Raw genomic sequence first — 20,640 nt, 5'->3', positions numbered from 1 at the left:
CCCTCCCCATGACCCAGCAAAACCTGTTTCTCGGCATCGACTGCGGCACCCAAGGCACCAAGGCCATCGTCCTCGACGCCACGAGCGGCAAGGTGCTGGGCCTGGGCGCAGCGGCACACACATTGATCAGCGGTGCCAATGGCCGCCGCGAGCAGCACACCCAGGAGTGGCTGGACGCCTTTACCGAAGCCACCCACCGCGCCCTGCAACAGGCCGGCGTGGACGGCCAGGACATCCTCGGCATCGGCGTGTCCGGCCAGCAACATGGTTTGGTGCTGCTGGATGACCAGGGCCAGGTACTGCGCCCGGCCAAACTGTGGTGCGACACCGAGACCACGCCCGAGAACGACCGACTCTTGCAGCACCTGGGTGGCGAAAGCGGCTCCCTGGAACGCCTCGGCGTGGCCATTGCACCGGGCTACACCGTGTCCAAGCTGCTGTGGACGCGCGAACAGCACCCGGACATCTTTGCGCGCATCGCGCATATCCTGCTGCCCCACGACTACCTCAACTACTGGCTCACCGGCCGCGCCGTCGCGGAATACGGCGATGCGTCGGGCACCGGCTACTTCAACGTGCGCAGCCGTGAGTGGGATGTGGCGCTGCTCAGGCACATCGACCCGAGCGGTCGTCTAGAAAAGGCCCTGCCGCAGCTGATTGAGGCCGATCAGAGCGTCGGCACCGTTCTTCCGGCGATTGCCGAACGGCTGGGCATCAACCCCAACGCCATCGTCTCCAGCGGTGGCGGCGACAACATGATGGGCGCCCTCGGCACCGGCAACATTGCCCCCGGCGTGATCACCATGAGCCTGGGCTCGTCGGGGACTGTGTACGCGTTTGCCGACCAGCCCAACGTCAGCCCACAGGCCTCGGTCGCCACCTTCTGTTCGTCCAGCGGCGGCTGGTTGCCGCTGATCTGCACCATGAACCTGACCAACGCCACCGGGGTGATCCGCGAGTTGTTCGACCTCGACCTGGCCGCATTCAACGCCCTGGTCGAACAAGCGCCGATTGGCGCGGACGGCGTGAGCATGTTGCCGTTCCTCAACGGCGAACGTGTGCCCGCCCTGCCCCACGCCACCGGCAGCCTGCACGGCTTGACCATGACCAACCTGACCCGCGCCAACCTGTGCCGCGCGGTGGTCGAAGGCACCACCTTCGGCCTGCGCTACGGCCTCGACCTGCTGCGCCAGACCGGCCTGCAAAGCCAGAGCATCCGCTTGATCGGCGGCGGTTCGAAAAGCCCGGTCTGGCGGCAGATGGTCGCCGATATCATGAACACCGAAGTGGTCTGCACCGAACAAAGTGAAGCCGCCGCCCTGGGCGCGGCGATCCAGGCGGCGTGGAGCCAGTCCGGCGAGTCGCTGGCCAGCCTGTGCGACAAATGTGTGAGCGTCGACCCGGCCAGCCGTACGCTGCCGGTGGCGGCCAGCGTCAGCGCGTATCAACACGCCTACGAGCGCTATCAACAGCTCGTGGCAACCCTTTAAGAGCGAACGACTATGTATCTGGTGTGTGGTGAAGCGCTGTTTGATTTTTTCAGCGAGGAAGATGCCAGCGGGCAGGCATCGAAGGTCAATTACAAGGCAATTGCCGGCGGTTCGCCGTTCAACGTCGCGGTCGGCTTGCGCCGCCTGGGTGTCGAGGCGGGCTTGTTCGGTGGGCTTTCCACCGATTTCCTCGGCCGCCGCTTGTTACAGGTGCTCAAGGATGAAGGCGTCAGCGAGCAGTTCCTGGTGGAATTCGCCGCGCCGACCACCTTGTCGATGGTCGCCGTGGGCGCCAATGGCTCACCGCAGTACAACTTTCGCGGTGAAGGCTGCGCCGACCGACTGCTGGAAGTCGCTCATCTGCCCGAGCTGAGCGATGATATCCGTGGCCTGCACATCGGGTCGTTCTCCCTGGTGGTGCAACCCATCGGCGACACCTTGCTGAGCCTGGTCAAGCGTGAAAGCGGCAAGCGCCTGATCAGCCTCGACCCCAACGTGCGGCTCAACCCGCAGCCGGATATCCAGCTGTGGCGCGACCGTGTGGCGGAACTGGTCAAGCATGCCGACCTGATCAAGGTCAGCGACGAAGACCTGCACCTGCTCTACCCCGAGCAGTCGCCCGAAAGCGTGCTGCAGGGCTGGCTGCAACACCGTTGCCAATTGGTATTCCTCACCCGTGGCGGCGACGGCGCCAGTGTATTCAGCCGCCAGCATGGCCACTGGTCTGCGCCGGCGGTCAAGGTGGTGATGGCCGATACAGTGGGGGCTGGCGACACCTTCCAGGCGGCGTTGATTGCCTGGTTGACCGAACAGCAGTTGGACTCAGTGGACGGCCTGCAACAACTCACCCGTGCACAGATCGACACCATGCTCGGCTTCGCCATCCGCGCCGCCGCACTGACCTGCACCAAGACCGGCCCCGACCTGCCCTATCGCCGGCAGCTTGGATGAAGGTTTTGTCAGCCAGCTAAAAATTAATCGATGGTTAATCCCGCACGCCGACAGTGAAGTTGTACCCACTTGTTGCGGAGAACCACCATGAAACTGCGCACTCTCGTACTCGGCAGCGCCTTGGCGCTGGCCGCAGTATCAGGTCTGGCCCAGGCCGACGACCAAGGCGCCGCTGTCAAACCCGTGCCTTACCAATACGGCATGCCGATGAACATCGACAAGGTCCTGGCCATGAACGAAACGCCCACCGATGAATGCAAAGTCATCAAGGCGGATATCAAGTTCCTGGATAAGGCGGGCAAGGTTGAGGACGTGAGCTATCGGAAAATGTCGGAAGCCTGCGACTTCCAGAACTGAGCCGTAAGCCGTCAGACAATACAGCGGGAATCAACCCCATAAACATGTAGGACTTTTCTCAAAAACCCCAATTTAATCAATGGTTAAGCTTGGGAGACAACAGTGGCTTCGACCGCACCTCCATGGCCATCGGCTGAAGGTACGGCCGCCGATTCATCACGCTGATGAACCGGACCACTGACGGAGAAACCTCATGAAAATGCGCAACGTATTCCTGCTCGGCTGCACCCTCGCCCTCACCACCGTATCGGCCATGGCCCAGGCTGAATCCAAAGCTGTGCCCTATCGGTACGGCATGCCCATGGACATCCAGAAAGTGATTGCCATGACCGAACCGGATACCCGTGAATGCAAGGTCATCAAGGCCGAGATCAAGTTTTTGGACAAGGCCGGTGAAGTGCAGCACGTGAGCTACAAGAAGTTATCCGAGGCCTGTTTGTTCCAGAACTGAACATGATGTTGATTAAGGGCGGCGTAACGCGTCAGCACGCGGTATCCTTTTGCACCTGTTAACCGTGCCGAAAGGATTCGCCATGCCGCTGCGCTTTCATACGCTCGCCCTCTTTACCGCCGTGCTCTGTTTTGCCCTGGCGCTGATATGGGGCCTGCGCCCCGAATGGATGCTATGGCTGTGGAGCGTTGAATATTCAAATGCCACGGGCCTGGTGGCTCGGCGTAACGCCACCCTGTTCCTGGCTATCGGCGTGATGTTCTACCGCGCACGCCACGCACCACCCTGCGACACACGACGCGCCATGACCGGCGGTTTTACCATTGGCTGTTGGGTGCTGGCGGTACTGGGGTTCAGTGAGTGGATAAACGGCAATGCCGGACCCGGCATCCTGCTGGCAGTGGCAACGGAAACCGTATTGGGCCTGGCGTTTATCCAGGCCCACAGGTCTTCGGTCATCCAACCCCAGGCATCTACCTAGTAGTAGCCGCGCCCTCCCACTCTTTGCAGGGCGGGTGCATGGCTGTGCTTGAGGTCTTCACGCAACCCGGTGATCAGGTTGCAAATGGCTCGACTGCTGTCGAGTTTGTCCGCGTTGATCCCTTTGACTTCCAAATCCACCCGGTCACGGTCGCGGTCGTCGTAGACCTTGATCGTCAGCGAAGCATCTTCGGCTTTGGTGCATTCGCACCGTTTGGGCAGGAAACTTCCTTCAATAATGCTGCGAAGTTCTAATTCCGAAAGCATGGTCAACCTCTCCTTTCTTGAGACTGCCAACAGACTTTTATGTGTCCGACGAGCGCTCACTCGTCGCGCCTTGCCGACCCTGGAAGACGCTTACAACACCCAAGCCTACTCGGCAAAATCAGCCTTCGTTGTAACTTTTCCTCATAAGCCGCGCGCCGGGTTATATATGTAAATTGGCCGTGTTTAAATCGTCGTCGAACCGCTGCGATTAAACGTTTAACTGTAGGCCTCAACGGCAACGGCGCCTTGCGCAGCCACCCTTTCAGCAACATGTCGCAAACTATCGAAGTTGATGTTCGCCCCGGAATTGATCGCCACCAGGGTCTTCCCGCGCAGTTGATGGCGGGCGACATACTTGCGCACTCCCGCCACCGCCAAGGCACCGGAAGGTTCGGTGATCGAGCGGGTATCGTCGTAGATCAGCTTGATCGCGCTGCACAGTTCATCGTTGCTGACAGTAATAACGTCATCCACCCAGTCCCGGCAGATCTCAAACCCGTAGGCACCGACTTGCGCCACCGCCGTGCCGTCGGCAAACCCGTCCACGCTGGGCAGCACCACGCGTTCACCCGCCCGCAGCGCCGCCAGCAGACAACTGGAGCCCTCAGATTCGACGCCGATGATGCGCACCTCGGGCCGCAGGTATTTAACGTAAGCGGCGATCCCGGCGATCAGGCCACCGCCGCCCACCGGCACGAAGATCGCGTCCAAGGGCCCTTGTTGCTGGCGCAGGATTTCCATGGCCACGGTGCCTTGTCCGGCGATCACCTCCGGATCGTCGAAGGGCGAGACAAAGGTGCAACCTGAGGTTTCGGCCAGTTGCAGTGCGTGGGCCAGGGCAAAGGGGAAGCTCTCGCCGTGCAGGACCGCTTCAGCACCACGGGAGCGTACGCCGAGTACCTTCAACTCTGGCGTGGTGCTGGGCATGACGATCCGCGCCTGGATCCCCAACTCCCTGGCTGCCAGCGCCACGCCTTGGGCATGGTTGCCGGCCGATGCGGTGACCACGCCGCGCGCCTTTTGCTCGTCGCTCAACTGCACCAGTTTGTTGTAGGCGCCACGGATCTTGAACGAGAACGTCGGCTGCAGGTCTTCACGCTTGAGCAACACCTGGTTACCCAGCAATGCCGACAGCGCCGGTGCCGCCTGCAACGGCGTGCGCACCGCCAGGTCATAGACCGGCGCGGCGAGGATCTTCTTCACATAGTGTTCAAGCAAGCCTGTGTCAGCGGTAGGGGGACAGGTGCTCATGGGTATCTCCTGGCTTCTTGTTCGGGGCCCGGGAGACGGAAAAACAAAACCCGCCTCTAGGGCGGGTTTGGGTACAGCCGTGCGCTATCCCGCCAAATGAGGAATGGCGGTAATAATGCTTGGCTGGCTGCGAAAGGCTTGAAAGGTCATGTCACGAAATTAACCGCCTATGACGGGACTCGTCAACAAAAGGTTTACTCAAAGCATACGAAACGTATACGCTTTGTATATCAATCCCGCACAGTGAACCCCATGGGCATCGTCAAGATCACCGACCAACTGCACGAACAACTGCGCCTGGCCAGCGCCGCGATGGATCGTTCCATCAACGCCCAGGCCGAGTTCTGGATCAAGATCGGCCTGCTCGCCGAGCTCAACCCCCACCTGCCCTACAACGAGCTGATCAACAAGCTGTTGCTGGACAAGCCCGATCTGATCCGGGGGCGCAGTTGATGATCAAGACTGCCGCCCAACTGGCCGTGATGCGTGAAGCCGGGCGCCTGCTGGCCCAGGTGTTCACGATGCTCGACGGCTTTGTCGCCGCCGGCCGTTCCACCCTGGAGCTGGACGCCGCCGTCGAAGCCTTCATCCGCAACGACCTCAAGGCCCGCCCCGCAAGCCTGGGCCAGTATGACTACCCTTTCTCCATCAACACTTCGATCAACGAGGTGGTGTGCCATGGCATGCCCAGCGCCAAGGACATCCTCAAGGACGGCGACATCATCAACATCGACATCACCCTGGAAAAAGGTGGTTTTATTGCCGACTCCAGCAAGATGTACATGATCGGCAGCGTCGCGCCCAAGGCTCAGCGCCTGGTCGAGAAAACCTTCGAAGCGATGTGGGCCGGCATCCGCCAGGTCAAGCCCGGCGCACGCCTGGGTGATATCGGCCACGCGATCCAGAGCCACGCGCAAGCCAACGGCTACAGCGTAGTCCGCGAATACTGCGGCCACGGCATCGGCCGGCAGATGCATGAAGAGCCGCAAATCCTGCACTTCGGCCGCCCCGGCACCGGCTTGGAACTGCGCGAAGGCATGGTGTTTACCGTGGAGCCGATGCTCAACCAGGGCAGCTCGAAAGTGCGCAGCCTGAAGGATGGCTGGACGGTGGTAACCAAGGACAACAGCCTGTCGGCACAGTGGGAACATACCGTGGCGGTGACGGCGGATGGGTTTGAAGTGCTGACCCTACAACCTTCCTACAGGGTTTAAACGACATTGGCGCCGCCCGCTATCCGCTTCAGCCCCACTACCATCAAAGCAGCCCCCAGCCCCATCGCCGCCAGAAACAATGGGTACGACACCCACCACGGCGTCCCCGCCGTCATCATGCTGAACTCCGACATGCCGCCGATGCTCGCAATCAGGTTGAGCGGCAGGAACACCACGTTGATCAAGGTGAGCTTGCGCAACAGGTTGTTCATGCTGTTGTTCATCAGGTTGCCGCGGGCGTCGATCAGCCCGGAAAACACGTTGGAATAGATCTCCGCCTGTTTGTAGCACTGGTGGTTCTCGATGATCAGGTCGTCGATCAGCGCCAATATCTCCGAACTGAAATGCTCCTTTTCCGCGTGGTTGCGCAGCCGTGACAGCACCGCGCCGTTGCTGTGCAGCGCGTTGATGTAATAGATCAGGCTTTCGCTGAGGCTGAACATCTGCATCAGGTGGTGGTTGCTCATCGACGCATTGAACTGCTGCTGCAATTCCCGCGCGACCAACTTGATCACCTTGAGGTGGCCCAGGTAGTGATGGATGTTATTGAGCAGCAAGTCGAGCAACACATCCAGCGGCGTGTGCAGCGGGCGGCGTTTGCCGAGGCCGGTCAGCGGGGTTTCGTCGGTGGCGATCACCAGCAGGCGGCCCGGTGAAAACAGCAGGCCGCAGGACGACACCTCGAACACCAGGTTGCCGCCACCGGAGTAGTTTTCCGGGCGTTTCCAGATCAGGAACAGATTGTCCGGGTGAAACTCGATGCGCGAGACTTCGTCGGGGTCCAGCGCAGAGGCCAGGGCGTGTTCGTCCAGCTTATGGTGGTCGCGCAGCCACTCGCGCTCGGCCAGGTCAGGGTTGTTGAACAACTGGATCGGGGCATCGTCACGCTCCCCGCTGTGCAGCTTGCCATCGATCAGTTCGAAACGCTGGATCATCGCCGGGTCACCAGACCTGACCCTGACGCTTCAACTCCAGGCGCCTCACGAACTCCTCCAGCACCAAACCGTACAAGTCGTCCTGCAAGTAGGCATCTTCGATACCCGCGTCCAGGTTGGGGTTGTCGTTGACTTCGATCACCACCACCTTGTCGCCGGACTGCTTGAGGTCGACGCCGTAGAGGCCATCGCCAATCAGGTTGGCGGTCTTCACGGCCAGCTCCACCACCGCCTTGGGCGCTTCATGAACCGCCAGCGTGCGGCATTCACCGTTGATGGCCTGGCCGATGGCCTTGTGGTTGTAGATCTGCCAATGCCCTTTGGACATAAAGTACTGGCAGGCAAAGATCGGCTTGCGGTTGAGCACGCCGATGCGCCAGTCGTACTCGGTGTAGAAAAACTCCTGGGCCAGCAACAGCACCGAATGTTCGAACAACTCGGCAGTGGCCTTGAGCAAGGCTTCCTGGCTTTCGACCTTGATCACGCCACGGGAAAAACACCCGTCGGGGATCTTCAGCACCAGCGGGAACCCCAGGCGCTCGCCGACCCGTTCAAAGTCTTCCGGTCGTTCCTTGTACAGAATCTCCGTGGCGGGCATGCCCAGTTGGTGACTGTTGAGCAGGTCGGTGAGGTAGACCTTGTTGGTGCAGCGCAGGATCGACGCCGGGTCATCCATCACCACCAGGCCTTCGCTTTCGGCTTTCTTGGCGAAGCGGTAGGTGTGGTTGTCGACGCTGGTGGTCTCGCGGATCAGCAAGGCGTCGTATTCGGCCAGGCGTGAATAATCCTTGCGTTCGATCAACTCCACATCGATGCCCAGGCCCTTGCCGACGCGGATGAAATTCTCCAGGGCCTTGCCGTTGGACGGCGGCAATTGCTCTTGAGGGTCGTGCAAGATGGCCAGGTCATAACGGGCCAGGCGACGTGAGCGCGGCTGGCGCCAGATCTTGCGGCTGAAGTTGTCCAGGGCGTGGGCGAATTGATCTTCCTGATCGTCGCGTAACTTGTGCAATACGCCGGATTTAACGCCTTCTATATGCCAACCGTTATTCTTCTTGAACTCCACTAACAGGATCGGACACGGAAAGGCCTCAAACAACTGACGGGCCAAATCCTGCAACGGCTCTATATTGGTCCGGCCAAAATAAAGTGTCAGGGTAAAGCCTTCGGTATTGCTGTAAAGGTGATGACTCAAGGCTTTATCGAGGGTTTTATCCAGGTCGTCCAGGGCCAGGCCGTACAACGACTTCTTCGTCAGTTCGCTGATGGTACGCACCGACGGGATCACCTTGTGCCCACGGGCTTCAGCCAGCAGCGAGCAGTAGTAACCGTGCCCCAGGTACTTGTAGCTGCGGCACAGGTTGATCACCTGTACGCGCTTGCCAGTCTCGTTTTCGCGGGTCTGCTCCAGGTATTCCTGGGCAGTGACGATGTCTTCGCTGGGGAAGTAGGAGGCCCAGTCTTCCTTGCGCTCGACAATGATCACGACTTGACTGTTGCCTTTTGGGGGTGCGGAAAAATAACCTTTATTGGTTATTGTCGCCGCGAGAGTTTGCTCGGATACTTCACGCCAATGACCTTGTACCGCCGACATAATATTTGATCCGCTTTAGAGAACTCGACCTTTTCTATTAAGCACGATCTTTTAGAGAAGTCCCGTTTCGTTACGCAACTTTTACGGCGGTCATATGGCTCTTTGCTTTCGCGTTGCAACGCTCTTGGATGTGCCTGAATTACTGGCCTTGGAACAGCACTGCTTCACCACCGACAGGCTGTCACGGCGCAGTTTCCAGTGGATGATAAGCCGCGCCCACGGCGAGTTGCGGGTGGCGGAAAATGACGGGCAACTGCTCGGTTACGCGCTGGTGCTGTTTCGCCGTGGCACTTCGTTGGCGCGTCTGTATTCCATCGCCATTGCCGAACCTGCGCGTGGCATGGGGTTGGGTAGACAGTTGCTGAGCCGCGTTGAAGCTAGCGCCGTGGCACAGGGTTGCAATCGCCTACGCCTGGAAGTGCGCACCGACAACCCCGGTGCTCTCAGCCTCTATGAGCGCAACGGTTATCGGCGCTTTGCCCTGATCGACGCCTATTACGAAGACCACACCGCAGCACTGCGCCTGGAAAAAAAACTGCTCACGCCACCTGTTTGATCCCCGCCTTGGCTTCCAACTCTCGCACCAGCGGCAACACACGTTTGCCGAAGTACTCGACTTCTTCCTGAAAATGCAGAAAGCCCGCCAGCACCAAGTCCACCCCCACTGCCTTGAGCGCGACGATGCGCTCGGCAATCTGCTGGGGCGTACCGATCAGGTTGGTCTTGAAGCCATCGTTGTACTGCACCAAGTCTTCAAAGCTCGACTTGGCCCAGTTGCCCTCGCCTTCCGGTGACGCCTTGCCCGCTTGCCTGGCCGCATCACCAAAGGCGTTCACCGCCTCCGGATCGGCCTTGTCAATGATCTCTGCCAGCACGGCGCGGGCTTCTTCCTCGGTGTCGCGGGCGATCACAAAGGCGTTGACGCCGACTTTGACCGAATGGTTGTTTGCCGCCGCCTTGGCGCGGATGTCATCGACCTGGGCCTTGATGCCTTCCGGGGTGTTGCCGTTGGTGAAGTACCAGTCCGACACCCGCGCTGCCATATCCCGCGCGGCCCGCGAGCTACCGCCCTGGAACACCTCCGGCTGGCCCAATGGCTTGGGCTTGAGGGTGTAGTTGTTGAAGCGGTAAAAGTCACCCTTGAAGGTGAAATCGTCCTGGGTCCAGATGCCTTTGAGGGCCCGGATAAACTCTTCGGAACGGCGATAACGTTCGTCGTGCTCCAGCCAGTGTTCGCCGATGGCCTGGAATTCGCCCTTGAACCAACCGCTGACGATATTCACCGCGATACGTCCGTTGGTGAGCTGGTCGATCGTCGCCAGTTGCTTGGCCGCCAACGCCGGTTGCCAGGGCCCTGGCAGGATCGCGGCGATCACCTTGAGCGTGGTGGTCGCGGCCAGCAGCGCATGGCTGAACGCCACGGACTCATGCTGGTTTTCCGCACCGTAGCCGGCGGTGAAGCGGATCTGGGTGAGGCCGTATTCGAAGCCGGCGGCTTCCGCCAGTTGCGCCAGTTTGCGGTTGTAGTCGATGCCCCAGTGGGTGCGTTGTTCGATCTTGCTGACCACCAACCCACCGCTGACGTTGGGCACCCAGTAGGCAAATTTCACGGCTTGCTGGCTCATCTCGCGTTACCTCGCACAAAAGGGATGTACTGAGGGCTTGAGCAGCAAGCGTGCCAGGCCGTGGAAACGCACGGGCCATGGGCGTTGCACGCAATACCGTAGGTCGGCGTCGATGTCGCAGAGCGTGCGGGTTTGTCGATCCACTGTTGCCAGGGCAACAGTAGCTGAACGCTTTAGCCCATGAATACGGGCGCAGATACCCGGCACGGAGTGTGCAATCCCCCTTGGATTGATCACTGCCCAGGAACCTTGCCCATGACCGAACAACACGTCATCAATCCCCTGTCCACCGGTGTCGACTACCCGACCCTGGCTGCGCGCTTTCGACCGATCTTCCAGCGCATCGCCGACGGTGCCGTAGAGCGCGAACAGTCCCGCACCCTGCCCCATGAACCGATCCAGTGGCTCAAGGAAGCCGGTTTTGGCGCAGTACGCGTGCCGGTGGAATATGGCGGCGGCGGTGCTTCCCTGCCGCAATTGTTCGAACTGCTGATCGAACTGGCCGAAGCCGACTCCAACGTGCCCCAGGCCCTGCGTGGGCACTTCGCGTTTGCCGAAGACCGCCTGAACGCGCCGCCCAGTGCTGGCCGGGATCTGTGGTTCAAGCGGTTCGTGGACGGCGATATCGTCGGCTGCGCCTGGACCGAGATTGGCAATGTGGCCATTGGTGATGTGGTCACCCAGGTCAGCCCTGACGGCGACCGCTGGAAGCTCAACGGAGAGAAGTTCTACAGCACAGGCAGCATCTTCGCCGATTGGATCGACGTGTATGCCCAACGCAGTGACACCGGTGGCGATGTGATCGCCGCCACCCGCGCCCGCCAGCCAGGGGTGGTGCACAGTGATGATTGGGACGGCTTTGGCCAGCGCACCACCGGCAGCGGCACGTCGCGCTTTACCGATGCGGTGGTGGATACGGAAAACGTCATCGACTTTGCCAGCCGGTTTAAATACCAGACGGCGTTCTACCAGTTGGTGTTGCTCGCCAGTTTGGCGGGGATTGGGCGTGCGGCCTTGCGCGATTTGGCGCATCAGGTACGCAGCCGTAAGCGTATCTACAGTCATGGTAATGCGGCGCATGTGAGCCAGGATGCGCAGGTTCTGCAGGTGGTGGGGGAAGTGGCTGCGCTGGTGTATGCCGCTGAGGCGAGTGCGTTGAAGGCGACGCTGCCGGCGCAACGGGCGTATGTGGCGCGGTTTGGGGGGGATGATGCGGTGGAGCGCGAGGCCAATGTGGCGGCCGAGATTGAGTCGGCTACGGCGCAGGTGGTGGTGTCGGGGTTGATTCAGCGGGCTACCAGTGAGTTGTTTAATGCGCTGGGGGCGTCGGATGTGCGGCAGGGGAAGGCGCTGGATCGGCATTGGCGGAATGCGCGGACGGTGTCGTCGCATAATCCGGTGATTTATAAGGCGCGGATTGTGGGGGATTGGGTGGTTAATGGGGTGGAGCCGCCGTTTGTTTGGCAGATTGGGAATGGGCGGGGTTGAGTTGGGGGGTTGATTGGGGGCATATCCGTTATTTAGGGGATGGCTGATGTTGGTTCCGCCCTTACGGCGGGTCACTTTTGGAAAAGAGCCCGGAATGCCGGCCCAGCCAAAAGTAACCAAAAGGGCTCTTGCCCCAACACTCGGTACCTCGCCTAGGCTCGGTATGCCCGTAATCCGACAGTGATTTGGGGGGCCGCCGGGTTAGCCGCGCTGGGCCAAGGATGGCCCATCGCGGCGGCCCACGGATTCAAGCCTTCGTTCGGGCACACCGAGCCTAAGCGAGGTGCCGAGTGTTGGGGCGAAGCGTTTTTGGTGGACTTGTTCCCTCGCAGCGGACGCCAAGAAGCGATATTTTAATCGCAATCTTGGAGGCACTTATGGCACAGCAAACTCGCCGCAGTTACACCGACGACTTCAAAGCTCAGGCAGTGACACTCGCTGAAAGCATTGGTCGAGGAGAAGCTGCCCGACAGTTGGATATCTCGGTCAAAACCTTAGGTAATTGGCTGGACGCCGCACGCAACGGGCGTCCTCTCAGTTCTCCTGCCCGGCATCCGGTCTCTGACCTGGAAAGCGAGCTGGCTCGGCTTCGAGCTGAAAATGCCACGCTCAAAATGGAGCGAGAAATCCTAAAAAAAGCGACGGCGTTCTTTGCCAAAGAGTCCAACTGAGATACGCCTTTGTCGCCCGTGAACGGACTCACTTTCCAGTCAGGCTGTTATGTCGAGTGATGGAGGTCTCGGTGTCGGGCTTTCACGGCTATTTGAAGCGTCAGAAACGTCCTGATCCAGATGTGGCGATTCGCTTGGAAATTCGCGCGATTCATCGGGCAAGCCGAGGCACTTATGGGCGTCCACGCATGGTTAAGGCGCTTCATAACCGCTCGTACGCGATAGGGCACAAGCGAGTAGCTCGTCTGATGAGAGAGGAAATGCTGCGAGGAAAAATCAAAGCCCGCTTCAAACACTCGACGGATAACCGGTATATCCAACCTATTTCTGACAACGTGTTAAAACGACGCTTTTCCGTGACAAGCCCAGCACCCGCCTGGGTGGGGGATATCACGTATATTTCGACCCGCCAGGGTTGGTTGTACTTGGCTGTGGTGTTGAGTATCCAGACCCGGCAGGTGCTGGGTTACAGCCTGTCGGATCGTATGCCCGAGGGCTTGGTACAACAGGCGTTCATGAACGCCTGGACCAGAGCGCCCGTGGATCACGGTGTGATTTTTCACTCTGATCGAGGCCGACAATACACCGGTAGCGGTTTTCGTAGCATGATCGCGGAAAGAGGCTTCGTGCAAAGCATGAGCCGTAAGGGGAATTGCTGGGATAACGCCGTGGCAGAGAGCTTTTTTGCCACACTCAAGAAGGAAGAAGCCATCGGTGTGTATCCCAGCAAAGCACAGGCCCATGCATCAATCGCAAGCTACATCCATGGGTTTTACAACGCGGCACGGCTGCACTCGGCGCTGGGATACAGCTCACCTAATGACTACGCAAAGCAACTGAAGCAAACTGCTTAACACTCGCTTCATGGCGTACGTTTTGAGGGAACAAGTCCATGGTTACTTTTGGCTGGGCCGCATTCGGACTCTTCCAAAAGTGACCCGCTCTAAGAGCGGAACCATAGGTGGCCGTTACCTAAATAACGGATATGCCTCCACCAACTTAAAACGCCAACTTATAACCAATAGCCATCAACATAACCGCCAAGCAAGGCCGCAAAACCGCATCAGGCAACTTGCCCGTCATATGGCTACCCACATAGATCCCCGGCAACGACCCCATCAACAAAAACCCCAACAAATGCCAATCCATATTCCCCATGCTCGCATGCCCCAACCCCGCCACCAGGGTCAGCGGCACAGCATGCGCAATCTCAGTCCCCACCAACCGCCGCGTCGCCAGAAACGGATACAAAATAAACAACGCCACCGTACCCAAGGCCCCAGCACCGATGGACGTCAGCGCCACCATGGTGCCGAGGATCGCGCCGGTCACCACGGTCAACACATTCAAATTACGCGGGCTCATGTGATAGCTATCACCCGCATGCCGCTGGGCAAACGCCAACAGGCTCTTCTTGAACAGAATCGCCAAAGCCGTCAACAGCAACACCACCCCAAGCGCCTGCTTGATCACCGCATTCATCACGCTAGGGTCAGTATGCAAACTGGCCAGAAACCACAAGGTCAACAGCACCGCAGGCACGCTGCCCAGGGTCAACCAGCCAGTAATGGTCCAATCGATATTCTTGTTCTTGCTGTGTACCAACACCCCACCCGACTTGGTAATGGCGGCATACAACAGGTCAGTGCCCACGGCGGTAGCCGGATTGATACCAAACCACAACAGGATCGGGGTCATCAAAGAGCCCCCGCCCACACCGGTCATGCCCACGATAAAACCAACGATCAGGCCAGCTACCACAAAACCAAAATTACCCACATCCATTCCAGCTACCTGCGGCCTTATAAATTTCTGGCCGCAGGATAGCGATTTTTCTTATAACGACTTATATCAATATGATCTGACTTTATGCCTTTTAACTCAGTCGATGACAGACATACGCCTGGGTCTGATACGGAAAGGCAACCGTGTCACGCCCCTTCAATGCCGGATGCGTGTCAATCAACACCTGGAGTTGCGCGGTCACGACCGCCTTGGCCGCATCCGGCAGTGCGGCGATAAAGCTCACAGAGAGGAAGCGGTCCATGATCACTTCCTGAGGGCTGCCCACATGACTGTAGGGAAAACAGGTCATTTCAGGCTCGGAAAAATACTCGCCAGTGAAGGCCTCACGCCAACGTCCCGTATGAAAACGCGGCGTGTCGCCCTCGTACGGGGTAATGATGGCGGTGATGGCGGCGACCCAATCCACCGACTCATCCCGCACATTCCACACCAGGCCCCAGTCGACCCTCGGGCTTGAGCACGCGATAGATTTCCGCCAGCGCGGCCTCGGTGGAAAACCAGTGAAATGCCTGGGCGCACACCACCGCGTCGGCGCTGGCAGTCGGCAGTGGGATGGATTCAGCCGTGCCATTGACCAGGCGCACATCCGGCAGCAGCTTGGTCAACTGCGCGCCCATCGCCGCCACCGGCTCGACGGCAATCAAGGTCGGCGCCAGGGTGCTGAGCAAGCGGGTGAATTTGCCAGTGCCGGCGCCCAGGTCAATCACACTGGCATGCGCGTCAATGTGCAGTGTGTCGGCGAGCCAGCCCGTGAGTTGTCTTGGATAGTCCGGCCGGCCTTGGGCGTAGGTGACGGCCTGGGTCGAGAAACCCTGTTGAGCAGACGTGTGAACACCAGTCATTGCCAATCTCTCCTCGGGTAAAGCGGGGGCACAGTGTGCGCCCTCTCACTTTTATTTTCTAATCGCTGCATCCAATCGCGCAGGCCCTGGGTAGTCCTTTCAGAACCCCCGCTGTTTGACTGAAATGGAGACGTACCCATGAACGCTAAAACACTGTTCTGCCTCACTGCCCTGCTCGCCGCCACTCCCGCAGCTTTCGCCCAGACCGGCTTGCCGGACAGTATCAAGGTGCCGGACGGCCATAAGGTGGCGATGGAAACCACCGGCGTCGGCGAAATCACCTACGAATGCCGCGACAAGGCCAACGCCGCCGGCCAGACCGAGTGGACCTTCGTCGGGCCCAAGGCGGTGTTGAATGACCGCAGCGGCAAGCAAGTCGGCACCTACTTCGGCCCACCCGCCACCTGGCAGGCCAAAGACGGTTCGAAAGTCACCGGCACCCAGTTGGCCGTGGCCCCCTCGGGCGCGGGCAACCTGCCGTATCAACTGGTCAAGGCCAACCCCGCTGAAGGCAAGGGCGCAATGAGCGGCGTGAGCTACATCCAGCGTGTGGCCCTCAAGGGTGGTGTAGCGCCGAGCAGCGAGTGCACGGCGGCCAACAAAGGCAAGCAGGAAGTGGTGAAGTACCAGGCGGATTACATCTTCTGGGCGGCCAACTGAGTAAAGTCGGCTACGCTGCCCCCCATGCCGATCATTGGGGGGTAGCCATCCGTGTTTGATTACGAAGCCTGTCTGCAGGCCTGCGCCCGTGGCGATCAACGCGCCTTGCGCCAGTTGTATGAGCAAGAAAGCAGCCATTTGCTCGGCGTGGCGATGCGCATCGCCAGGGACAAATCCCTGGCCGAAGACATCGTGCATGATGCATTTATCAAGATCTGGCGCGGTGCCGGCAGTTTTGACCCCAGTCGCGGCTCGGCCCGTGGCTGGGTGTTCAGCGTGACCCGGCACCTGGCGCTCAATATCGTACGTAACCATTACCGCGAAATCCCGTTGGGCGACGAGCACGAACAAGTCGCTGCAACCGACACCTTTGAATTCAGCGCACGCTCCGGGCAAGTCCACGCCTGTTTGGAGCAACTCGACCCGGCCCGTCGCACGTGCATCCTGCATGCTTATGTCGACGGTTATTCCCACAGCGAAATCGCCCAGAAACTCGACACCCCGCTGGGGACCGTCAAGGCCTGGATCAAACGTAGCCTCGCCGCGCTGCGGGAGTGCATGGCATGAGCAACCCACTGGACGAACTGGCCAGCGAATACGTGCTGGGCACCCTGCCCGGCGAACAACGCGCCGACGTCGAACAACGCCTGAAGCACGACGCTGAACTACGCGCCGCAGTGGACGCCTGGGAGCAGCGCCTGTTGCCGCTGACCGCCTTGGCGGAACCGGTGCCGCCCTCATCCGAGCTGTGGCGGCGTATCGAACGCAACATCGCCAGCGCCCGCACGCACTGGTGGGACCTGCTGGCCGTATGGCGCGGCCTGGCCGGTGCCGGGCTTTTGACCACGCTGGTGCTGGCCGCGCTGCTGCTGACCCGCCCGCCCACTGCCGACCCGACCTTTGTGGTGGTGCTGGTGGCGCCGCAAAGCCAGGCACCGGGTTGGGTGATCCAGGCGCGCAATGACCAGCAGATTCAGTTGATTCCCTTGGGGGTGATGGACGTGCCGTCCGACAAGGCCCTGCAGTTCTGGACCAAAGGCGACGGCTGGCAGGGGCCGGTGTCCCTGGGCCTGGTCAAGCCGGGGCAGACGCTCTCGGTGCCGTTGGACAAGCTGCCGCCGCTCACCCAGAACCAGCTGTTCGAGCTGACCCTGGAAGACCCGCGCGGTTCGCCGACCGGCAAACCCACTGGGCCGATCCAGGCAATCGGCCGCGCGGTCAAGGTGCTCTGATCAGGCGACGGTGGGCAACCACACGCGAAACCGCGCACCGCCCAGCGGCGAAGCCAACGCCGTCAAGCTGCCGCCCTGGGCTTCCAGGGCGCGTCGGCTGATGGCCAGGCCCAGGCCAAAACCGCCGGTGGCGCGGTCGCGGCTGCGGTCCAGGCGGTAGAACGGCTCGAAGATGCGCTCGCGCTGGTCCACAGGGATGCCGATACCGTCGTCGTCCACCCAGATTTCACAGCCCTCGGCGCACACCTTCACACCGACCTGGATGCGCTTGTCGCAGTAACGCGTGGCATTGCGCAACAGGTTCTGCAAGGCGCGGGCGGTCAGACGCGGATCGAGGCTGAAGCGCTCCACAGCGCAGTCGAGCGCCACATCGATGACGATCTCGGGGTTTTCCAGTTCGTCATCGACGCTGCCCAGTACGCTGTCGATGAACTCATCGAGGACCACCTCGACCCGCTCCGGCAGTTGCGCCGGGTTTTGCAGGCGGCTGTAGGACAGCAACTCCAGCACCAGCTCATCCAGCTCGCGGATATGCGCGACCAGACTTTGCAGGCGCTCGCGGCTGGCTTCGGGCAGGTCTTCTGACAACGCCAGGGCCAGGCCGAAATCCAGGCGCGTGAGCGGCGTACGCAGTTCGTGGGAAACCGCATTGAGCAGGTCGCGCTGTTGGTTGAGCAGGTGTTCGATGTCGTCGGCCATGGTGTCGAACACCGTGGCCAGGCTGCCGATGTTGGAGCTTGGGGGAATGTGTGTGCGCTCGCTCAGATTGCCCCGGCCCAATTGGGCGGCCGTGCTTTTCAGGCGCTCCAGGTCACGCCAGTGCGGGCGCAGCCACATCAGCAGGCAGGCCAGCAATGCGGCGACGATCAACACATTGATCGCCCAGTACAGCACGTTCATGTCCAGTGGGTCGGGCGGTATGGTCAGCTTGACCGCGAACTGCTCGTTGATCGGCGAGCTGATTTCGGTCATCCAGCCCCACTCGCCCAGGCGCACGACGGACTTGCCCTGCTCCAGCAGTTGTTCTTCCGCCGGGGTATAGCTGGCGTCCTGGCGCAGCAGCAATTGCACTTTCAGCGGCGCAAAGTCGCGGCCCAGTTGCTCGGTCACCTGTGACCAGCGCTCCACCGGCGCCCGCAGGTATTGCTTGACGATCAGCTTCTGCTGGCCGCGGGTCTGCTCGATGTTGTAGTTCATGTAGCGGTGTTCGAACAGCTGGATCACCAGCGAGGGGATCAGGTAGATCGCCATGCTGTAGGTGACGATGGTGATCAGGTAAAGCCGCAGCAGTACTCGGAACATGGCTCAGCATTCCCACTCGGAACGACTGAACAGGTAACCCTTGCCCCACACCGTCTTGATCTTGCGCGCTTCGCCGGCGTTGTCGTCGAACTTGCGGCGCAGCTTGGAGATGGCCACGTCCACCGAACGGTCGGTGCCGTTGAACTCGATACCGCGCAGGCGTTGCAGGATCTGGTCGCGACTCAATACCTCTCCCGCATGCCGCGCCAGCACCACCAACAGGTTATATTCGCCGCTGGACAACTCCACCGGCTGCTCGCGCCAGGTCACGGTGCGCTCCGACAGGTCGATGCACAGGTTGCCCATGATGATCTGATCGTTGGCCACCTGGGGTTCGGACAAACTGCTGCGCCTTAACAAGGTGCGTACCCGCGCCAGCAATACACGCGGCTCGCAGGGCTTGGTCACGTAGTCGTCGGCGCCCATTTCCAGGCCCAACACCTGGTCGTGGCTGTCATCACGGGCGGTGAGCATCAGGATCGGCAGGCCTGCCGAGTCGGCGCGCAACAGGCGGCAGACCTGTAGGCCATCGAGGCCGGGCAACATCAGGTCGAGGATCACCAGGTCCGGCGGGTTCAGGCGCGCGCGTTCACGGACGTGGTCGCCACGGCTGAGCACGCTGACGTGGTAGCCATTGCGTTCCAGGTAGCTGGCAATCAGCTCGGAGAGTGCGGCGTCGTCTTCCACCAGGAGGATGTTGGGCATGGTGTTTCCAAATAATGCGGTTTGTTGGTGTGTTGCAGGATTGTGCAAGGATATACGCCCCCGGCGCCCCGCGCGTCGCACCTTACATTTCTTCACAGACGAGCTACACAGCTTCACAGCACCAAGGCGCAGGTGACTTTAGGATGCGCCAGTCAATATTGGGATAAGAGCATGTCGAAGAATCTGTTTGCGCCATTTTGCCTGCTGGCCCTCACCCTGGCCCTGAGCGCGTGTGGCGACTCCGCCGCCGAAGCACCGCAGATGCCCCTGGCCAAAGTGCGCGTCGAAACCCTTGAAGCCAAACCCTTGGCCATCACCAGCGAACTCAGCGGGCGCATTGCCGCACCGCGTATCGCCGAAGTGCGCGCACGGGTCGCCGGCGTGGTGATGCAACGGGTGTTCAAGGAAGGCCATGACGTGAAACAGGGCGACGTGCTGTTTCGCATCGATCCCGCGCCGTTCAAGGCCGACCTCGACAGCGCCCAGGCCAACCTGAGCAAGGCCGAGGCCGATGCCTTCAAGGCGCGCCTGCAGGAGCAGCGCTACAGCCAATTGGTGGAAGGCAATGCCATCAGCGGCCAGGACTACGACAATGCCCGCGCCGCCGTGCGCCAGACCGCCGCCGAGGTCGCCGCCAACAAGGCCGCCGTCGAACGCGCCCGCTTGAACCTGGGCTACGCCACCGTGACCGCGCCGATTTCCGGGCGCATCGGCCGTGCGCTGGTCACCGAAGGTGCGCTGGTCGGCCAGAACGAGGCCACGCCGCTGGCACTCATCCAGCAACTGGACCCGATCCACGCTGACCTGACCCAGTCCACCCGCGAGCTGAATGACCTGCGTCGCGCCTTCCGCGCCGGCAGCTTGAAGCAGGTCGGCCAGGACCAGGCCAAGGCGACGCTGATCGAGGACGATGGCAGCCTCTACCCGTTGCCGGGCAAGTTGCTGTTTGCCGAGATCAGCGTCGACCCTGGCACCGGGCAAATCATCCTGCGCAGCGAGTTCCCCAACCCGGACCTCGACCTGCTGCCCGGTAGCTTTGTGCGCGTGCGCCTGGAACAGGCCGTCGACAAACAAGGCATCAGCGTGCCGCAACGCGCCATCACCCGTGACAGCGCCGGTATCCCGATGGTGTTGCTGCTGGACGCCGAGCAGACCGTGAGCCAGCAACCGGTAGAGCTGGGCGCGGTGATCAATGATCGCTGGATCGTCAGCAGCGGTCTCAAGCCCGGTGACCGCATCATCGTCGAAGGCCTGCAACACGCGCGCCCCGGTGAAAAAGTTGAAGTGGACGACAGCCCGCTCGTAAAGGAATAACTCGC

General features: G+C 60.6%; 21 protein-coding genes and 3 pseudogenes. 15 read left to right on the top strand and 9 right to left on the bottom strand.

The features are described from left to right. The first annotated feature begins 8 nt into the window (after nucleotides 1-8). From xylB to AYR47_RS21020, 5 genes are all read left to right on the top strand, one after another. The gene (gene xylB, locus AYR47_RS21040; RefSeq protein ID WP_061436692.1) at nucleotides 9-1,490 is read left to right on the top strand and encodes a xylulokinase; all 1,482 of its coding nucleotides are present in this window, start codon (nucleotides 9-11) and stop codon (nucleotides 1,488-1,490) included. Between the two features lie 12 nt (nucleotides 1,491-1,502). After that, nucleotides 1,503-2,441, top strand: coding sequence for a carbohydrate kinase family protein (locus AYR47_RS21035; RefSeq protein ID WP_061436690.1), 939 nt, complete (start codon nucleotides 1,503-1,505; stop codon nucleotides 2,439-2,441). 87 nt (nucleotides 2,442-2,528) lie between these two features. Continuing rightward, nucleotides 2,529-2,798, top strand: coding sequence for a DUF2790 domain-containing protein (locus tag AYR47_RS21030; RefSeq protein ID WP_061436689.1), 270 nt, complete (start codon nucleotides 2,529-2,531; stop codon nucleotides 2,796-2,798). Between the two features lie 193 nt (nucleotides 2,799-2,991). Then, complete coding sequence (locus AYR47_RS21025) at nucleotides 2,992-3,249, top strand: DUF2790 domain-containing protein (protein WP_033901499.1); 258 nt, start codon at nucleotides 2,992-2,994, stop codon at nucleotides 3,247-3,249. Between the two features lie 82 nt (nucleotides 3,250-3,331). Continuing rightward, nucleotides 3,332-3,730 (top strand): hypothetical protein, encoded by a 399-nt coding sequence (locus AYR47_RS21020; protein WP_033901500.1) that lies wholly within the window; start codon nucleotides 3,332-3,334, stop codon nucleotides 3,728-3,730. On the opposite strand, the gene AYR47_RS21015 is transcribed toward AYR47_RS21020, so the two are convergent. Then, nucleotides 3,727-3,996: a DUF1652 domain-containing protein gene (locus AYR47_RS21015; protein ID WP_033901501.1), complete on the bottom strand. Its 270-nt coding sequence runs from the start codon at nucleotides 3,994-3,996 to the stop codon at nucleotides 3,727-3,729. The genes AYR47_RS21020 and AYR47_RS21015 overlap by 4 nt on opposite strands. A 258-nt stretch (nucleotides 3,997-4,254) precedes the next feature. Beyond that, nucleotides 4,255-5,247, bottom strand: a pseudogene (ilvA, locus tag AYR47_RS21010) (threonine ammonia-lyase, biosynthetic); the annotation flags it as partial. 252 nt (nucleotides 5,248-5,499) lie between these two features. Between ilvA and AYR47_RS21005 the strand changes: the two are divergent. Both AYR47_RS21005 and map read left to right on the top strand, forming a co-directional pair. Beyond that, the gene (locus AYR47_RS21005) at nucleotides 5,500-5,700 is read left to right on the top strand and encodes a ParD-like family protein (RefSeq protein ID WP_003190946.1); all 201 of its coding nucleotides are present in this window, start codon (nucleotides 5,500-5,502) and stop codon (nucleotides 5,698-5,700) included. Next, nucleotides 5,700-6,461, top strand: a complete 762-nt coding sequence (gene map / locus AYR47_RS21000) for a type I methionyl aminopeptidase (RefSeq protein ID WP_033901502.1) — start codon at nucleotides 5,700-5,702, stop codon at nucleotides 6,459-6,461. The genes AYR47_RS21005 and map overlap by 1 nt, the downstream gene beginning before the upstream one ends. Here the strand turns inward: map and AYR47_RS20995 are convergent. Together AYR47_RS20995 and AYR47_RS20990 are read right to left on the bottom strand one after the other, a co-directional pair. After that, nucleotides 6,458-7,396 carry a magnesium transporter CorA family protein gene (locus tag AYR47_RS20995; protein ID WP_033901503.1) on the bottom strand — a complete coding sequence of 313 codons (939 nt, stop codon included), beginning with the start codon at nucleotides 7,394-7,396 and terminating at the stop codon, nucleotides 6,458-6,460. The genes map and AYR47_RS20995 overlap by 4 nt on opposite strands. Nucleotides 7,397-7,403: 7 nt before the next feature. After that, on the bottom strand, nucleotides 7,404-8,990 hold the full coding sequence (locus tag AYR47_RS20990) for a RimK family protein (RefSeq protein WP_061436687.1): 1,587 nt from the start codon (nucleotides 8,988-8,990) through the stop codon (nucleotides 7,404-7,406). A 94-nt stretch (nucleotides 8,991-9,084) separates the two neighbouring features. On the opposite strand from AYR47_RS20990, the pseudogene AYR47_RS20985 reads away from it, so the two are divergent. Then, nucleotides 9,085-9,531: pseudogene (locus tag AYR47_RS20985) on the top strand (GNAT family N-acetyltransferase); the annotation flags it as partial. Here the strand turns inward: AYR47_RS20985 and sfnG are convergent. Then, complete coding sequence (gene sfnG / locus AYR47_RS20980) at nucleotides 9,530-10,615, bottom strand: dimethylsulfone monooxygenase SfnG (RefSeq protein ID WP_033901506.1); 1,086 nt, start codon at nucleotides 10,613-10,615, stop codon at nucleotides 9,530-9,532. The pseudogene AYR47_RS20985 and the gene sfnG overlap by 2 nt on opposite strands. Nucleotides 10,616-10,870: 255 nt before the next feature. On the opposite strand from sfnG, the gene AYR47_RS20975 reads away from it, so the two are divergent. From AYR47_RS20975 to AYR47_RS20965, 3 genes are all read left to right on the top strand, one after another. Then, entirely contained in the window at nucleotides 10,871-12,103 is a 1,233-nt protein-coding gene (locus AYR47_RS20975; RefSeq protein WP_061436682.1) for an acyl-CoA dehydrogenase family protein, read from the top strand. A 377-nt stretch (nucleotides 12,104-12,480) separates the two neighbouring features. Further along, nucleotides 12,481-12,774: a transposase gene (locus tag AYR47_RS20970; protein ID WP_033901971.1), complete on the top strand. Its 294-nt coding sequence runs from the start codon at nucleotides 12,481-12,483 to the stop codon at nucleotides 12,772-12,774. Further along, nucleotides 12,771-13,628 (top strand): IS3 family transposase, encoded by an 858-nt coding sequence (locus AYR47_RS20965; RefSeq protein WP_033901970.1) that lies wholly within the window; start codon nucleotides 12,771-12,773, stop codon nucleotides 13,626-13,628. The genes AYR47_RS20970 and AYR47_RS20965 overlap by 4 nt, the downstream gene beginning before the upstream one ends. A 145-nt stretch (nucleotides 13,629-13,773) precedes the next feature. On the opposite strand, the gene AYR47_RS20960 is transcribed toward AYR47_RS20965, so the two are convergent. Both AYR47_RS20960 and AYR47_RS20955 read right to left on the bottom strand, forming a co-directional pair. Next, complete coding sequence (locus AYR47_RS20960; RefSeq protein ID WP_061436680.1) at nucleotides 13,774-14,559, bottom strand: sulfite exporter TauE/SafE family protein; 786 nt, start codon at nucleotides 14,557-14,559, stop codon at nucleotides 13,774-13,776. Nucleotides 14,560-14,650: 91 nt separating this feature from the next. Next, nucleotides 14,651-15,422, bottom strand: a pseudogene (locus AYR47_RS20955) (class I SAM-dependent methyltransferase). Between the two features lie 138 nt (nucleotides 15,423-15,560). On the opposite strand from AYR47_RS20955, the gene AYR47_RS20950 reads away from it, so the two are divergent. From AYR47_RS20950 to AYR47_RS20940, 3 genes are read left to right on the top strand one after another with little or no spacing between them, the layout of a single operon-like run. Next, the gene (locus tag AYR47_RS20950; protein WP_033901512.1) at nucleotides 15,561-16,082 is read left to right on the top strand and encodes a DUF3455 domain-containing protein; all 522 of its coding nucleotides are present in this window, start codon (nucleotides 15,561-15,563) and stop codon (nucleotides 16,080-16,082) included. 51 nt (nucleotides 16,083-16,133) lie between these two features. Then, the gene (locus AYR47_RS20945) at nucleotides 16,134-16,649 is read left to right on the top strand and encodes a sigma-70 family RNA polymerase sigma factor (protein WP_061436678.1); all 516 of its coding nucleotides are present in this window, start codon (nucleotides 16,134-16,136) and stop codon (nucleotides 16,647-16,649) included. Further along, nucleotides 16,646-17,314, top strand: coding sequence for an anti-sigma factor (locus AYR47_RS20940; RefSeq protein ID WP_061436676.1), 669 nt, complete (start codon nucleotides 16,646-16,648; stop codon nucleotides 17,312-17,314). The genes AYR47_RS20945 and AYR47_RS20940 overlap by 4 nt, the downstream gene beginning before the upstream one ends. On the opposite strand, the gene AYR47_RS20935 is transcribed toward AYR47_RS20940, so the two are convergent. Both AYR47_RS20935 and AYR47_RS20930 read right to left on the bottom strand, forming a co-directional pair. Further along, a complete protein-coding gene (locus AYR47_RS20935; protein WP_033901516.1) occupies nucleotides 17,315-18,616 on the bottom strand; it encodes an ATP-binding protein in 1,302 nt (433 codons plus the stop codon). It lies immediately after the preceding gene. 3 nt (nucleotides 18,617-18,619) lie between these two features. Beyond that, nucleotides 18,620-19,321: a response regulator transcription factor gene (locus AYR47_RS20930; protein WP_010210801.1), complete on the bottom strand. Its 702-nt coding sequence runs from the start codon at nucleotides 19,319-19,321 to the stop codon at nucleotides 18,620-18,622. A 171-nt stretch (nucleotides 19,322-19,492) separates the two neighbouring features. On the opposite strand from AYR47_RS20930, the gene AYR47_RS20925 reads away from it, so the two are divergent. Further along, nucleotides 19,493-20,635 (top strand): efflux RND transporter periplasmic adaptor subunit, encoded by a 1,143-nt coding sequence (locus AYR47_RS20925; protein ID WP_033901517.1) that lies wholly within the window; start codon nucleotides 19,493-19,495, stop codon nucleotides 20,633-20,635. Nucleotides 20,636-20,640 lie beyond the last annotated feature (5 nt).

This window comes from Pseudomonas azotoformans, assembly GCF_001579805.1.
Taxonomy (GTDB): Bacteria; Pseudomonadota; Gammaproteobacteria; order Pseudomonadales; family Pseudomonadaceae; genus Aquipseudomonas; species Aquipseudomonas azotoformans_A.
The sequence above is the reverse complement of the archived record's forward strand: the minus strand, read 5'-3'. Positions and strand labels throughout refer to the sequence as shown.